Annotated in this window: 10 protein-coding genes; 2 read left to right on the top strand and 8 right to left on the bottom strand. The window is 69.6% G+C overall.

Annotation, left to right across the window (positions count from 1 at the left end; all coding sequences use genetic code 11):
* Positions 1 to 176 precede the first annotated feature (176 nt).
* Positions 177 to 1,133 (top strand): ABC transporter permease, encoded by a 957-nt coding sequence (locus ABD339_RS30600; RefSeq protein WP_344570452.1) that lies wholly within the window; start codon positions 177 to 179, stop codon positions 1,131 to 1,133.
* 83 nt (positions 1,134 to 1,216) lie between these two features.
* Here ABD339_RS30600 and ABD339_RS30595 read toward each other — a convergent pair whose 3' ends face one another.
* The 4 genes from ABD339_RS30595 to ABD339_RS30580 form a co-directional block, all read right to left on the bottom strand.
* The gene (locus tag ABD339_RS30595; RefSeq protein WP_344570418.1) at positions 1,217 to 2,353 is read right to left on the bottom strand and encodes a M23 family metallopeptidase; all 1,137 of its coding nucleotides are present in this window, start codon (positions 2,351 to 2,353) and stop codon (positions 1,217 to 1,219) included.
* Positions 2,354 to 2,686: 333 nt separating this feature from the next.
* On the bottom strand, positions 2,687 to 3,418 hold the full coding sequence (locus ABD339_RS30590; RefSeq protein WP_344570417.1) for a hypothetical protein: 732 nt from the start codon (positions 3,416 to 3,418) through the stop codon (positions 2,687 to 2,689).
* A gap of 298 nt (positions 3,419 to 3,716) precedes the next feature.
* Positions 3,717 to 4,292 (bottom strand): TerD family protein, encoded by a 576-nt coding sequence (locus ABD339_RS30585; RefSeq protein WP_344570416.1) that lies wholly within the window; start codon positions 4,290 to 4,292, stop codon positions 3,717 to 3,719.
* A gap of 46 nt (positions 4,293 to 4,338) precedes the next feature.
* Positions 4,339 to 5,940 (bottom strand): MFS transporter, encoded by a 1,602-nt coding sequence (locus ABD339_RS30580; RefSeq protein ID WP_344570415.1) that lies wholly within the window; start codon positions 5,938 to 5,940, stop codon positions 4,339 to 4,341.
* A 161-nt stretch (positions 5,941 to 6,101) separates the two neighbouring features.
* On the opposite strand from ABD339_RS30580, the gene ABD339_RS30575 reads away from it, so the two are divergent.
* Positions 6,102 to 6,662: a TetR/AcrR family transcriptional regulator gene (locus ABD339_RS30575; RefSeq protein ID WP_344570414.1), complete on the top strand. Its 561-nt coding sequence runs from the start codon at positions 6,102 to 6,104 to the stop codon at positions 6,660 to 6,662.
* Positions 6,663 to 6,745: 83 nt separating this feature from the next.
* On the opposite strand, the gene ABD339_RS30570 is transcribed toward ABD339_RS30575, so the two are convergent.
* The 4 genes from ABD339_RS30570 to ABD339_RS30555 form a co-directional block, all read right to left on the bottom strand.
* Positions 6,746 to 7,864, bottom strand: coding sequence for an alpha/beta fold hydrolase (locus ABD339_RS30570; protein ID WP_344570413.1), 1,119 nt, complete (start codon positions 7,862 to 7,864; stop codon positions 6,746 to 6,748).
* A gap of 247 nt (positions 7,865 to 8,111) precedes the next feature.
* Positions 8,112 to 9,434: an exo-alpha-sialidase gene (locus tag ABD339_RS30565; RefSeq protein ID WP_344570412.1), complete on the bottom strand. Its 1,323-nt coding sequence runs from the start codon at positions 9,432 to 9,434 to the stop codon at positions 8,112 to 8,114.
* Positions 9,435 to 9,856: 422 nt separating this feature from the next.
* On the bottom strand, positions 9,857 to 10,216 hold the full coding sequence (locus tag ABD339_RS30560) for a hypothetical protein (protein WP_344570411.1): 360 nt from the start codon (positions 10,214 to 10,216) through the stop codon (positions 9,857 to 9,859).
* A 2-nt stretch (positions 10,217 to 10,218) separates the two neighbouring features.
* Positions 10,219 to 14,477: putative T7SS-secreted protein (locus tag ABD339_RS30555; RefSeq protein ID WP_425576149.1), on the bottom strand; the 4,259-nt coding region annotated here is incomplete at its 5' end.

The following is a 14,477-nucleotide window of genomic DNA, read 5'->3' as shown; positions in this document are numbered from 1 at the left end:
CGAACACCCGAGAACGCGCGGACGGCGGGCCCGGACCGCACCCGCCGGGCAACGGCCCCGCCGCCCCCGCGCCGGGCGGCCGGCACGGCACGGGCCCCGGCGGTGCCCAGGGCGGCGGCCGGGGAGGGTCCGGCGAAGGCCGGGGACGGTTCGGCGGCGGCGCCCGCGCCGAGCGGCTGAGTGCCCTCGCGCAACGGCACGGCGCACTGGTGGCGCTGGTGCTGACGGCGCTGATCGCCTCGGTCTCGTTCGACTCGTTCGCCACCGCGGGGAACCTGGAGAACGTCGCCGTCTCGGCCGCGTTCCTGGCGATCGTCGCGCTCGGCATGACGTTCGTGATCGTCTCCGGCGGCATCGACCTGTCCGTCGGCTCCGTGTTCGTCCTCGGCGGCGTACTGGCCGCCTGGGGCTCGCGCCACGGCCCGGTGGTCGCACTGCTGCTGCCGCTGGTGGTGTGCGGGGCGATCGGGCTGGTCAACGGGGTGCTGATCGCCCGGGTGCGGCTGGCACCGTTCATCGTCACGCTCGCCGCGATGCTGGGCGCGCGCGGCATCATGCTGAACATCACCGACGAGGGCGCCGACACCTTCCTGGTGGCCAAGGACTCCCTCTTCGCTGACCTGGGCCGGGGCAGACTGCTCGGGCTCGGCGTCCCGGTGTGGATCACGCTGGCGCTGTTCCTGCTGGGCGGGCTGGTGCTGCGGCGCACCCGCTTCGGCCAGAACGTCTACGCGGTGGGCGGCAACGAGGACGCCGCCTCCTTGATGGGCACCTCCGTCGTCCGCACGAAGGTGTCCGTCTACGTCCTGTCGGGGCTGCTCGCCGGGCTGGCCGGGGCGCTGAACGCGGCATGGCTCGCCTCGGGCGTCACCATTCTGGGGCAGGGCATGGAGCTGGAGGCGATCTCCGCCGTCGTCATCGGCGGCACGCTGCTGACCGGCGGCATGGGCTTCGTGAGCGGTTCGCTGGTCGGCGTGCTGCTGCTGAAGGTCATCCAGAACGTCATCAACCAGATCGGCTCCCTGGACTCCGCCTACCAGCAGGTCGTCAGCGGTGCCTTCCTCGTCCTCGTCGTGGTCGTACAGACCTGGCTGGGACGACGGCGCAAGGCGCGGCTCTCCTCGCCGCACTGAGTGACCCCGCGCCCGACGGGTGCGGGCCCGGCGCCGGTCCGTGGGGCCGGGCGCCGGGCGGCACCGGGCCCCGCTCCCGCTCCCTACACGCGGACGCCGCGATCGCGCAGCCAGCGCACCGGTTCGACGCCCGAGCCCATGCCGGGCGTCACCCGCGCCTCGAAGTGCAGGTGCGGGCCGGTGGAATTGCCGGTGTTGCCCGACAGGCCGATCAGTTCCCCCGCCGCCACCTTCTGGCCCGCCCGCACATGGATACGCGACAGGTGCGCGTACTGCGTGCAGTAGCCGTCGGAGTGGCGGATGACGATCTGGTTCCCGAAAGCGTCGCCGCAGTTCGTGGACACGACCTTCCCCGCGCCCACGGCGTGTACGGGAGTACCGGCCGGCACCGCGAAGTCCTGGCCGGTGTGGTGGTGCGCCCAGCGCTCACCCGAGGAGGCGAAGCCCGCGGAGAGCACGTAGTCGGAGACCGGGGCCGTCCACTTCCCGCCCCTGGCCCGCGTGACGCCCTTGGCCCGGCGGCCCGAATCCGGCGGCGCGTACGCACAGCCGTCCCCCTCGGCGACGGGGAGCGCCTGCGCGGCCCGCGTCACCGGACCCACCGCGCGCGCGTCCCGGGCCGCGCGCGCCCGGTGCAGCTGCCGCTCGGCCTGCGCCAGCCGCGCCTCCACGGTGTGCTTGGCATGCGCCTCCCGCGCCTCGTTCCTCTTCAGCCTGCGCAGGACGGCCCGGCCGCGCGCCCGGTTGCGCTCAAGACGGTGCTGCGTCGTCCTGGTCGCGTGCAGCAACCGTACGAACGCGTGGTCGCCCTGCCGCTGGGCGCGGAGCTGTTCGAGCAGGCTCTCGGGCGAACGGGTCATCATCAACTGGGCACCCGGGGTCCAGCCGCCCTGCTGGTACTGGCTGCGGGCAACCTTGCCGAGCTGCAGGTGCTGGCGGCGCAGCCGCTTCTTGCCGCGGCTGACGGCCCGCTGCGTCCTGGTGACCACCGCCCGCTGCCGGTCCGCCTTGCGGTGCGCGCGCTCGAACCGCGCCGAGGCGGCGGAGGCTTCGCGGTAGAGCACGGCGATCCGCTCGGGCACCTGCGCCGCCGGCTCGGCGGGCCCGGGGCGGGAGCGCGCCGTCGCCCCCGGCTGCGGCAGCCCGCCGGCCAGCACCACGGCGCACAGCAGCGCGGCTGTGCGGGCCGCGATCCGTCTACTTCGTACGACCTGAGTCATGGCACGCATCGTCCTGCCCCCGAGCGCGGGGGCGCAGCGGCGCGCTGACACCTTGCGCCAATCGCCGGATCGGCCTATCCCCGGGACGGGCGGCACGGGACGGGTCCGGGCCTGCCCCACCGACACGGGGCCGCTGTTCGCCCGCGACAGCGCGCGGTCGGCGCGCGAGTCGGCGCGCGCCGGTCCGCACCCCGCCGAGACCCCGCGCTCCCCTTTGGTGAGCAGGAGGTGCCCTGTTCGTGCTCTGCCGAGTGCGGGCGCGTTCGCGCTGGGCACGCGGTTCCCCGCGCCCTTTTGCGGCACCCCGATCCGCCGGGCACCCGGACTCCGCGCTCAGCGGCCGAAGTCGGGGCCCGAGTAGTCGGGTGCCGTGAAGTCGGGGCTGGAGTAGCGGCGGGGCGGGGGCGGCTTCGCGGGCGCGGACGAGCCGTCCGTCTCGGGGCCGCCCGTTCCCCACTGCGCCAGCAGGTGCTGGACGAAGGGCAGCATGCCGCGCTCCAGCAGCGCGGACTGCCAGTCTTTTCTGGCCTGTTCGAGTTCCCCGGCCCGGCCGTGGCTGCGCTTGGCCGCGGCCCGGTTGCGCAGCGCGGCCAGCAGGACGCCCGCCATACCGGCTGCCAGCGCGAGGGCGGCGAGCGCGGCACCGGCCCAGCCGGTGCGCACCAGGGACCCGGCCAGCTCTTGGTGCGTACCGGTGAGCCGCATGCCGTAGCCGAGTAACAGGAAGATCGCGGCGGCAGTGCCGGAGATGGCCGGGGTCAGCACGGCGAGCGCGGCGGGCAGGCCCTGTCCATGTGCTCCCGAGGGCCGGGTCAGCCGGGCGGCCCGCTTGTCGGCACCGGTCCGCAGCCGAAGGTACGCGGCGTACTCCTCGCGCGACGCCGAGACGATGCTGTCCGCGTCGTCCCGGGCCCGCGCCCGGAGTTCCACGGCAGCCGCCGCCCCCGACGAGGAGGCACGCAGCGCCTGCTGAACGTGGTCACTCTGCAGGGCTTGGTGCAGTACGCGCTCGAAGTCGGGTCTGTCGCGCTTGTGGAGGCGGAGGGGGTCGGTGCGGCTGGTCACGATGGGTTCCCCAAGGGTGTCTCAACTGCGGTCGGACGGAGGCGGAGCCGGCGGACAGGAGGGGGATGGAGGTACGGCCTGGAAGTACGGCGCCGGAACGATGCCGTACCTCCAGTCCGTACGGGCCGTACGCCGCGCCGCCCACGCCGAAGCGGCAGGCGGCAGACGGCAGACGGCAGACGGCAGACGGCAGACGGCAGACGGCACCGGCACGCGGCGTCATCGGTGCGCCCGATGTCCGCTCTCCGGCGCCCCGGCGCGCCCAGCACCGCGTGGCGCCACCCGCGCTGCCCGCCCCTCAGACGTTGACGCCGAAGTCCTGTGCGATGCCCGCGAGTCCGGAGGCGTAGCCCTGTCCGACCGCGCGGAACTTCCACTCGCCGCCGTGCCGGTACAGCTCGCCGAAGACCATGGCGGTCTCGGTGGCGGCGTCCTCGGTGAGGTCGTAGCGGGCCAGTTCGGTGCCGCCGGACTGGTTGACGACGCGGATGAAAGCGTTGCTGACCTGTCCGAAGTTCTGGCCGCGCCGTTCGGCGTCGTGGATGGAGACGGGGAAGACGATCTTGTCCACCTCGCCGGGCACGGCCGCGAGGTTGACCTTCAGCGACTCGTCATCGCCCTCACCCTCGCCCGTGAGGTTGTCGCCCGTGTGCTCGACCGAACCGTCGGGGCTGGTGAGGTTGTTGTAGAAGACGAAGTGCTGGTCGGAGAGGACCTTGCCGGAGGCATTGCACAGCAGGGCGCTGGCGTCCAGGTCGTAGTCGCTGCCCGTGGTCGTGCGGACGTCCCAGCCCAGCCCGACAAGGACCGCGGTCAGGCCCGGTGCCTCCTTGCTCAGCGAGACGTTGCCGCCCTTGGCCAGTGAAACTCCCACGGTGTCCTCCCGGGATCGGTGTGTCGGTTGACCGGCACCTTTGAATCTACAGGACTGTAGAGTCAAGCGGACGGTCGGCCCCGCCACCCCCGTCGCCCCGGTCACTTCCGGCCCCCGCATCCCTCGCGGCGCCGCCCTCGGGCGCCTGCCCTTCGGCCCGCAGCAGCACCCACGCCTGCCCCGTCGCGAACACCAGCAGGGCCGCGCCGACGATCCCGGTGAGCTGTATGCCTCCGGCGAACGCGTCCCGCGCGGCATCGGCCAGCGACCGGCCGGCCGCGCCACCCGTCTCCTGGGCCCGGCTCAGCGCGTTGGCGAACGTCTCGCGCGCACCTGCCATCGCCTTGGCGGGCACGCCCTCCACCGGGTCCAGACCCATGCGGTACGCGGACGAGAGCACGCTGCCCAGCACCGCGACACCGAGCGCGCCGCCCAGTTCGAGACCGGTCTCGGCCACCGCGGAGGCGACACCCGCGCGTTCGGGCGGCACGGTGGAGAGCACGATGCTGTCGGTCAGCGTCATCACCGTGCCCACGCCCAGGCTGATGAGGCAGAAGGCGACGGTGACCACGAGGGCCCCGTGCCCGAGCGGCAGCGCCGTCATCACGGCGTAGCCGACTGCCGCCGTGGCCAGGCCCCCGGTGACCAGGCGGCGCAGCCCGGCCCGTTGGGCCGCGGCGGCGGCGAAGAAGCCGGAGGCCACCGAGAGTGCCGCGCCCGGCAGCAGCAGGAGCCCGCCGCGCAGCGGGGAGAGCCCCTCGGAGAGCTGGAGGAACTGCGGGATGAAGAAGAGCGATCCGGCCATCACGAAGACCACCAGCACGTTGGTGGCGATCGCGGCCGAGAAGACACGGATCCTGAACAGCGAGACGTCGATGAGCGGATCGGGCAGCGAACGCTGGCGCCGCACGAACACATACCCGAAGAGCAGGCCGACGGCGAGGAACGGCAGCGCCTTCAACTCGTCGCCGTGCGCGAAGGTCTTGATGGCGTAGACGACGGGCAGCACGGTCAGCAAGGTGAGCGCGGCGCTCAGCAGGTCGAAGCGGCCGGGCGCCGGATCGCGCGTCTCGGGCACCAGCAGCGGCAGCCCGATGAGGGCGAGCACCACGATCGGCACGTTGATCAGAAAGACCGAGCCCCACCAGAAGTGCTCCAGCAGCACCCCTCCTATGACGGGCCCGAGCGCGGAGCCCGCACTGAACGCCGACCCCCAGGCGGCGACGGCCACCAGCCGCTGCCGCTCGTCGCGGAACATGTTGCGCAGCAGGGAGAGCGTCGAGGGCATCAGCGTGGCTCCGGCGACGCCGAGCACGACGCGCGCGGAGATCAGGCCGGTGGCGCTTGGCGCGTAGGCGGCGAGTACGGAGGCGGCGCCGAAGCCGGCACAGCCGATCATGAGCAGCTTGCGGCGGCCGATCCGGTCACCGAGCGTCCCCATGGTCACCAGCAGCCCGGCGAGCACGAACGAGTAGATGTCCACGAGCCACAGCAGTTGAGTGCTCGACGGGGCGAGGTCCGCGCTGAGCGCGGGGATCGCGAAGCCGAGGACGGTGAGGTCCACCGCGATCAGGAGCACCGGCAGCGTGAGGACCACCAGGCCGGCCCACTCGCGCGGGCCGGCCTTCGCGGTCGCGTTGTGCGCCATCTCGCAGCGCCTCCCCTCTGCCGGGTGCGGTTTTCCCGCACCGACGTTTGTGTACGCTCGTACATAAATCTGTGTACTAGGGTACACAAAAAAGCGCGCCGGGACCGCGCTTCCTCATCTTCCCGGCGCCCGGAGAGACCGCCCGGAGAGACGGAGTACCGATGGCAGCCAAGCGCGGACCGGCCGACCCCGAGCGCCGGGAGCGGATCATGGCCGCCACCGAGCGGCTGCTGCTGGAGCACGGCATCGCGGGCGTCAGCCACCGCGCGGTCGCCCGCGAGGCGCGCGTGCCGCTCGGCTCGACGACGTACTACTTCGCCACCCTCGACGACCTGCTGGACGCCGCCACCCGGCAGCTGAGCGAGCGCTACGCGCACTGGCTGCGCTCCTGGGGCGAAAAGCTGGGCGAGGTGTCCCCCGCCGGCCTCGTCGAAGCGCTCGCCGACCTGGTCGAGGACCAGCTGAACCATTCGCGCGAGGAGTTGATCGCCTCCTACGAGCTGCTGACGGCCGCGATGCGACGGCCCGAGCTGCGCGCCTCGGCCCTGCTGTACGCGGAGGCCGAGTACGCGGTGCTGGCGCGGCACACGGACGAGCGGACCGCCACGGCGCTCGTCCAGGTGCTCGACGGGCTGCTCGTCCAGTCCCTCGTCGCGACGAGTCCGCCCAGCCGCGCGGACATCACGGTCCCGCTCGCCGCGCTGCTCACCCCGCACGACTGAGCGTCCGCTTCCTGAACCCTGTCCCCGGTACCGCCACTCCGTCGCTCCCGTCGCTCCCGTCGCTCCCGTCGCTCCCGGTCGGCTCAGAGATTCGCCAGCCACCCCACGAGGAGGCGGTTGACCTCCTCCGGCCGCTCCTGCTGCACCCAGTGCCCGCACCCGGGCAGGAGGTGCGAGCCCCGCAGGTCCGGCACGGTCCGGGGAAACGCCTCGATCGCCGGAGCCAGCCAGGCCGCCGAGGCATCCAGTTCGCCGCCGACGAAGAGGGAGGGCACGCGCAGCGGCGCCCCGTCCCAGGCGGCCAGATCCGCCCAGTCGCGATCGACGTTGCGGTAGCGGTTGAGCGCGCCCGTCAGCCCCGTACGCTCGAACTCCCCCGCGATCGCGTCCAGTTCGCTCTCGCTCAGCCAGCCGGGCAGCGTCCCGACGACGAACCGGTCGGCCATCCGGCCCCCCTCCGGCACGAAGTACGGGCCACCGCCACCGTTTCGGGCAGCACCCGGTCGGTGGCGGGAGCCGGGACCGGACGCAGAACCCCGCTCGGGGCCGGGGTCGGTCTCCGGACCTGCCATGGTGTCGGCCGAGAGACTGGCGTAGAAGCCCGCGAGCCAGCCACGCACATCGGCCTCGATCTCCGCCTCGGCCCGCCCCGGCCGCTGGAAGTAGCCGACGTAGAACTCCTCGGCACCGCCGAGTGCGCCGAACACCTCGGTGGGCGGCGTTCCCTCACGCGGCGTGTACGGAACGCCGAGCAGGGCCGCAGCGGTGAAGACGTCGGGGCGCAGCAGGGCACTGTGCGCGGCGATGGTGGCGCCCCAGTCGTGCCCCACGACGGTCGCGGTGCGCTCCCCCAGCGCGTGGACGACACCCGCGTTGTCGGCGACATGGGCCAGCATCCGGTAGTCGGCGACAGCGCCCGGCTTGGAGGAGCGCCCGTAGCCGCGTACGTCCACGGCGACGGCGCGGTAACCGGCCGCCGCGAGAGCGGGCAGCTGGTGGCGCCAGGAGTACCAGCCCTCCGGGAACCCGTGCACGAGCAGCACAAGCGGCCCCGTCCCCTGCTCCACCAGGTGGATCCGGCCGCCACCCGGCACCGCGGCCATCCGGTGCCGGGCACCCGGCGGAGCGGCGAGCGGACCGTTGGTGGGAACGGAGTGGGCGGAGAGAGATGAGAGGGCGGAGTGGGCGGGGGACTGCGACATGACGTACTCCTGGGTGCTCAGGCGGACCGGCGTGCCGGACCCGCCTCGGGGCCGGTACGGCAGACACCCCGTCAGCGCCCGGCATCTGCCCGGCATCTGCCCGAGCCTCCGTCAGTCCGGAACCAGCGGCCAAGAACACTTGCCGGACCGGCAAACGGCGCACCCGGATGCCGTTCCCGCGCCTGCCGGGGCCGTGCGCGGGGAGTCAGCACGGCACATCAAAGGCACCGGCCGGTCGCCCGGCCCCTCACAGGGGACGGGTGGCGAAGTAGGGCCTGCACTGGCCCTGGACCATGTCCGTCGCCGCTTCCAGCACGTGGCCGCCATCGGCGGACGGAACCAGACTGGAGCTGTAGTTGGGGCAGGGACCCAGCTCGGACGTCTTGACCGCGACCGGCGCGGCGACCTTCCGCCACGGCCCACGGCCGCCGTCGCTGTTGGTCCAGATCACCCGGCCGCTGTCCGGAGCCCGGCTCCCGTCCGCTCGGTACATCGCCTGGCCGACCAGCAGCAGCTTGCCCCGCGAGTTCCCCTTCCCGGGGGCCCAGGCCAGCGTGGGCGCGTGCTTGAAGTACTCACCGTCCGCTGTCTCGGGCCGGATCCCCAGACCGGCGGGATCGCCCCAGTCCCACCCGTCGGGAGACGTACGGTAGTGCGCCACACAGTCGAACTGCCCACGTGACGAGCAGATTTCGTACGTCATCACGTACTTCCCGTCCGGCAGACGGCGCACCACCGCCATTCCGGGCCGGTCCGTGCCCAGGGAACTGGCCACGGTATCGCGCGGCGGGCTCCACGAGACGCCGTCCCCGCTGCGGGCGGCGACCAGTTTCTGGCTGTGTGCCGGATCGGTCTCATCGGAGTAGTGGCAGACCAGCTTCCCGTCGGCGTCCACGGAGAACTCCGGTTCCCACAGCCCGCCGTCGGCCCGAGCCGTGGCCACCGTGGAAAGATAGGACCAACTGCGGGCCAGATCAGTGCTCTTGAAGACCCGGATGGTCATACGCCGGTTCTTCTCCTCCTGCCCGGCCGAAGCCGCCCACAGCAGCGTGCCGGCCGGCATGTCCCCCACGCGCCGCGGCAGCTCGTACAACACCCCGCAGCACAGGCCACGCCCTTTCGCCGCCTTCGGATCAGCCACGGTGCCCGCCCGGTGGAAGCTGGCGCCGTCGTCGGTGCTCTCCTGGAACCGAGCGAAACCGTCACCCCCTGAATGGGTGACGGTCGAGACGAGCACCCGGCCGTTGGCCCGCCCGTTGTGCGCGAGCCGAATCGCCCGCGGGTACATGCCGCTCCCCTGCTGAAGCAGGGTCGGCTCGGTCTTCGGCTCAGGCCGCGGCTTGTCGCCCGGTTTCGGCGTGTGCTCCGGTTTCGGCGTGTGCCCGGGACCGGGCCGCTGCCCCGCCCCGTCGTCCTTCTTCCGCGAGGCACCCCCGTCCCCGTCACCGGAGAACCCCCCATTCGTAGCGAGAACGATGAGCAGAGCCACCACGGCAAGCACAGCCACCACCCCTGGCACCACGATCACGGGCCTGCGCAGCTGCGGGGAGAACGAGAAACGCCCGAACATGGTTCTTCCTGATCTGTGAGCGGTGTGGGCCCCCTCCACCCTGCAATAACGCCCAGCGGCACTCACCGGCGGGTCCTCCAGAGGGCAGCCGAACTACCTGGAACAGGGAGAAGCCACAGACCTACACCCTCCGCATACGTCTCACCCTATGAAGAGGCCAGCGCCTTACGCTTCTCCGTCTCATATACCTCGATCGCGACGGGATGCGATCGGAGGAGGCTTCCCAAAAGCCCGCCCGACTCCACGGTCGGAACGGAGCGCCTCCAAGGGGGCCCGCAGAGCTTTCCTGGCCAAACGAAACTTCAGTGACAAATCGACAATTCACCACTTGACGCCTCTTTCGGATATCCCCCCCACGAGCCCTGGGCCGTGATACCCAGCCAGGATTACCAGGAGATTCACCCGTCGAATGTCTCACACGGTCACTTCGCGATTCTGCTGATCCCGCCGTTCCATGGGAGTTCATCCTCGAAATCACAGGCAGCTACAGCCGGCGTCTCACTCTCCCAGAAATAAATCAACATAGCCCGAACTCCCTCCAGATAGTCATCCCACCGCGTAGCCCCCGGTTTCTCGACTTCGATTATCACAGGCCACGCAACGAAGTCCTCTTGAAGCCCCTTATCTGGATTGGAAAGGACATCAATGACCATATGAGGGAGGTCCATCGTACGCCGCTCAAAGGAGCCGCCGGTCAGCGCGGACACCATGTCCATCACCGCGATGGTCGAGTCCTTCTTGATGAAAATCTTGCAGTAGTCATCGAAGTCTTTGTCTTCCATTGCTATGGCACCTTAATAAAGGGAGGATTATCGAATGGACCTCCCCGGCGTATCACGGAAATGTCAACATCCATGCCGAGGTGTTTCTCAAGAGCCTTCCTCAGAGATCTGAGGCCGGCTTCACCAGATTGAATCTTACCCGTCTCCACGGCCCAGTTCATTGTTCGCTCCTTGGCACTTTCAGGGTTAGGCTTCCCGAAGCGTTCAGAAATCAGTTCGTCAAATTTCTGAGGAGAAACTCTAATTGCCAAGTCGATGTCAGATTCAAGCCTCGCCGTCCCGGCCGCTCTGCTTCCCTGGACGACTATATCGTCTCCGAGATGACCCGCTCTTTCGCGCACCATCTGGCTCATCTCGTCGAATTTTTCCTGCGTGATCCCCTGGGGCGGCCCGTCGCGATAGTCGTCAGGAGTCAGCCCGAACGGATCCGAAACCACGTGTGGATTATGGACGTAACTTCTCGGATTCGGGGCAGGTTGTAGGCCGAGGGAGTCTGCCGTCACATAGCAAGCCACTTCAGGGTCATAGTGGCGAAAGTAGTTGTAATGGAGGCCGGTTTCGGGGTCGTAGTACTGGCCGGGGAAACGCAGCGGAGTATACGCAGCGCTCTCCGCGTGCCAGGCGGTGGTACCCCAGAGGGTGGACCGGGCGTGCCAGGAAATCTCGCCTTCTTCCGAGACGAGTTCTGTAGGGGCGCCAACCAGGTCGGTGACTATCGCGTAGAAGCGCGAGTCCACTTCCTGCTGGGTCATCTCGTTTATGAGTCGTTCGGTCTGCGCCAGGGGGGTGAAGCCCTTGTAGTCCCAAGTGAGGGTTACCGGATGAGTGAAGTTGGGGGCCGTAGTGGTCTGTTCGATCAGCGTGGGACCGTCCCAGGTGAAGGTAACAGTTTCCACAGGCTTATCGCCGGCCATACGGTGCTTGGCAGTTCTACGTCCAAGCGGGTCGTATTCGTAGCGCCAGACTGTGCCATCCGGGGTGACGGCCCGGACAAGGCGGTCCTCTACATCCCAGTTGTAGCGCCAGGTGTCGGGCTTCTTCGACAGGAAATTCTTCTGACGGAGCGCGACGCGACCTGCCGCGTCATGCTCGTAACGAACCCGGCCCGCCGTCTTGACGGTAGTGCCCTCGTAGGTTCGAGCACCTGTCGCTTCCGGGACCGCATGCGTTGTCGGCCAAGAGGCATGTGTCTGGTTTCCTGCCCCGTCGTAGGCGTAGGACTCTTTCCAGCCTCGGGCATTCACGGCTGTCACGCGGCCCACCGCGTCCAGCTCGAATTCGCTGCGACCCGACAGAAGGTCATCGATACTGGTCAGACAGCCGTCCGCCCGGTAGGTGTATTCCCGGTGCTGGACCGTTTCCTGAACAGCCAGAGACTGGCGGTGCAAGCGGCCGGCCGGATCCCACACCTGCGTCAGCCTGAGCCCCTCATTCCCTATGCGGCGCCCAGTCTCGCGTCCTCTTACATCGTGCGTGAAATCCAGCCTATGGCCCGATGCGATCAACGAAGTGCGGTTGCCCCGCTGGTCATACGTGCTCACCGAGACTGCACCCGTCGGGGTCACTCGGCGAGTACAGCGCCCCAAGGCGTCGTATACATACGTCAGTACCCGCCCGTTGACCATCTCGGTCTTCACGCGCCCTAGCTTGTCCCGCTGGTAGCGGACCTCTGCGTCTGGTCCGGACGCCTCCAGCAGGCGACTCGCCGCGTCATACCTGTATGTCGTCACCGCACCCGCAGCGTTCTTGCGCACGGTATGGCCGAGTGCGTTCCGTTCGTAGGTGATCTCCTCTCCCAGCGACGTGATCCTTCTGATCAGCTGACCTGCCGCGTCCAGCTCGTAGCGCTGCGTCCGGTTGTCGAAGTCTGTCTCAGCAATCAGGCGGCCGGCGGGGTCGTAGGTGTAGTCCCAGGTCAGGCAGTGGGGGTTGGTGACCTGGGTGAGGCGCAGTGCCGCGTCGTAGGCGAATTCGTAGCGCACCCCGTCCGGGCCGGTGCGGGCCGCGAGCATGTCGAAGTGGGTGTACTCGTAACGGGTCTCGCCGCCTGCGGCGTCCACGTGGCGGATGCAGTTGCCTTCGCCGTCCCACTCCCAGCGTTCGGTTGCGCCGTCCGGCCCGATGCGGCGGGTCAGACGACCTTCGACCGTCCAGGACAGTTCCGTCGACGCACCGAGCGGGTCTGTTACGCGTACTGGGCGGCCGAACGCATCTCGTTCGTAACGCGTGGTGCCGCCTAGTGGGTCGGTGATCTCCACTGGGAGCCCAGCCGGATCACAGCGCAGGCGAGTCGTGGCGCCCAGCGCGTCCGAAACGAGAGTCAAGGCACCTTGACCGTCGTAGGCGAAGTGCGTGGTGTGTCCCGCTGGGTCGGTCAGGGAGATTCGGTTGCCTCTCTCATCCCACTCGTTGCGCCACACCCCGCCATCAGGGTCGGTGATCGCAAGCGGAAGTCCCAACTCGTTGCGTACGGTTGTGATCTTCGAGCCCTCATGACGAACGACTGCTACCAGGCAGCCCTCTTCGTCGTAGGTGAACCGCGTCGTGCGGCCCAGCGCGTCCGTGCGGGACAGAGGGCGGTTGAACGCGTCCCGTTCGATGCTGATGCGGTGGCCCAGCGCATCGATCTCGCCGACGGCCTGGCCGTGTTCGTTGAAGAGGGTGCGGGTGACGTGTCCGGCCGCGCTCGTGAGGGTGGTGACCTTGTGGCCCGTCGCTTCGTCGTGGCCGTCGTAGTCGATACGCACCTGCATGTGCCCGGCGGTGCCGCCCTCGGCGATGACGCGGTGCACGTTGTCGTAGACGTAGTCGTAGCGGCGCTCATTGGTATCCGTCCACGACACCACCCGCGCCTCGTCGTCGTACTCGAACCGCAACGGCAGGCCCGAGGAGTTGACCACCTCCGTCAGGTGACCGTCGGTGTAGCCGTAGCGCATGACCGCCGTTACGCCGTCCCCGTCCACCAGGCTCAACGCCGTGACGCGCCCGTCCTCGACGGTCAGTCTCACCTCGTAGCCGCCACTGTGGACCAGACGGCTCGGGGCTCCCGTCCCCTCCTCGTACTCGAAGACGATGAAGTGGCCGTTACGGTCGGTGATCTGCTCCAGACGGCAGACCCCGTCAGCCACGCCGTACTCGGGCGCGTCCGCCGCACCCCTCGGCGGGGCGAAGTGGCGCACCCATCCCGTCTCCGGCTCCGTCAACAGGTACCCGCCGTCCTCCGTACGTTCCAGCGGCATCCGGGAGGCGCCCGCCGACGGATACGTAGGCAGCCCAGGCGCCGGATGCGGGAAGTGCAGCAGGCGGCCGTCCTCCGCGACGAAGACGACCCCTTCGGGGTCGGTCTCCAGGCGCTGGTCCACCGTGGAAGCCCAGGACGGGCCGAACCAGCGGCCGAGCCGGTAGCCCGATTCCACGCGTCGGCTGAACGTCAGCGGGAGCGTCCCGGGGAGGGTCAGGTCGGTCTGCGGCAGATACATCAGTCCTGTGGCCAGGTCCACCGGGTCGGTGCGGCCCGAAGGGGTCTCCTCGCCCCTGCGGGCCGCCTGCCCTGGCCCCTTCTTCTCCAACGCCCTGCGCCCACTGGCCAGTTCCTTGGCCAGTTTCCCCGCCCGTCCCGCCTTGGTCGCCAGCCCCACACCCTTGGTGCCCAGCAACTCGGGAATGAGGCGGCCCACACCCTCGGACGGGTCTTTCTTGAACGTCTCCCACATCTGCTTACCGGTGCCGACCGGATCATTCGCCACCCGCGCGATACCCGTCACCGTCGAATTCAGATTGGTGACGTACTCCGCCGGATGCGTCAAGTTGTACGGATCAACCGGATTCACACTCCGCACGAAATTGTTCAGCCCGGCGACGCCCTTGATCACACCGCCCGTCAAGTGTGTGGCATCCAGTTGCAGACCCGTCAGCCCGTCGCTCGCCTGCTCCGCATAAGACGGCTTGGGCGGGGCCGCGTCCCGCGCCGCCCGCACCGCCGTGCGCGCCCGCCCCGCCGCCTCGTCACGCTGGGATCGCGCCTCGTCCAACTGCTCCTGGGCGGCCTTCTTCTTGTCGTCCTTGTACTTGGCCACGGCCTCCCGCGCCTGGCCCTGCGCCCACTCCACCGTGCCCGCGAAATCCTCCAGCGCACCGGCAGCCTTCTCGCACGCGTCCGCCGCCTTCACCCACTTGACCGGCTCCAGCCCCACCTTCTCCCAGAAGGCGTCCGCAGCCCGCCCCTTCAACGCCCCCTTCCCCACACCCCGCAAACCCCTGG

The sequence above is a fragment of the Streptomyces axinellae genome (assembly GCF_039532135.1).
Lineage (GTDB): Bacteria > Actinomycetota > Actinomycetes > Streptomycetales > Streptomycetaceae > Streptomyces > Streptomyces axinellae.
The sequence above is the reverse complement of the archived record's forward strand: the minus strand, read 5'-3'. Positions and strand labels throughout refer to the sequence as shown.

What these genes read in the sequence shown, in the direction of transcription:
- ABD339_RS30595 (WP_344570418.1), bottom strand. Translation starts at nt 2,353, where the DNA reads ATGACTCAGGTCGTACGAAGTAGACGGATCGCGGCCCGCACAGCCGCG.
- ABD339_RS30580 (WP_344570415.1), bottom strand. Translation starts at nt 5,940, where the DNA reads ATGGCGCACAACGCGACCGCGAAGGCCGGCCCGCGCGAGTGGGCCGGC.
- ABD339_RS30575 (WP_344570414.1), top strand. Translation starts at nt 6,102, where the DNA reads ATGGCAGCCAAGCGCGGACCGGCCGACCCCGAGCGCCGGGAGCGGATC.
- ABD339_RS30570 (WP_344570413.1), bottom strand. Translation starts at nt 7,864, where the DNA reads ATGTCGCAGTCCCCCGCCCACTCCGCCCTCTCATCTCTCTCCGCCCAC.
- ABD339_RS30565 (WP_344570412.1), bottom strand. Translation starts at nt 9,434, where the DNA reads ATGTTCGGGCGTTTCTCGTTCTCCCCGCAGCTGCGCAGGCCCGTGATC.
- ABD339_RS30560 (WP_344570411.1), bottom strand. Translation starts at nt 10,216, where the DNA reads ATGGAAGACAAAGACTTCGATGACTACTGCAAGATTTTCATCAAGAAG.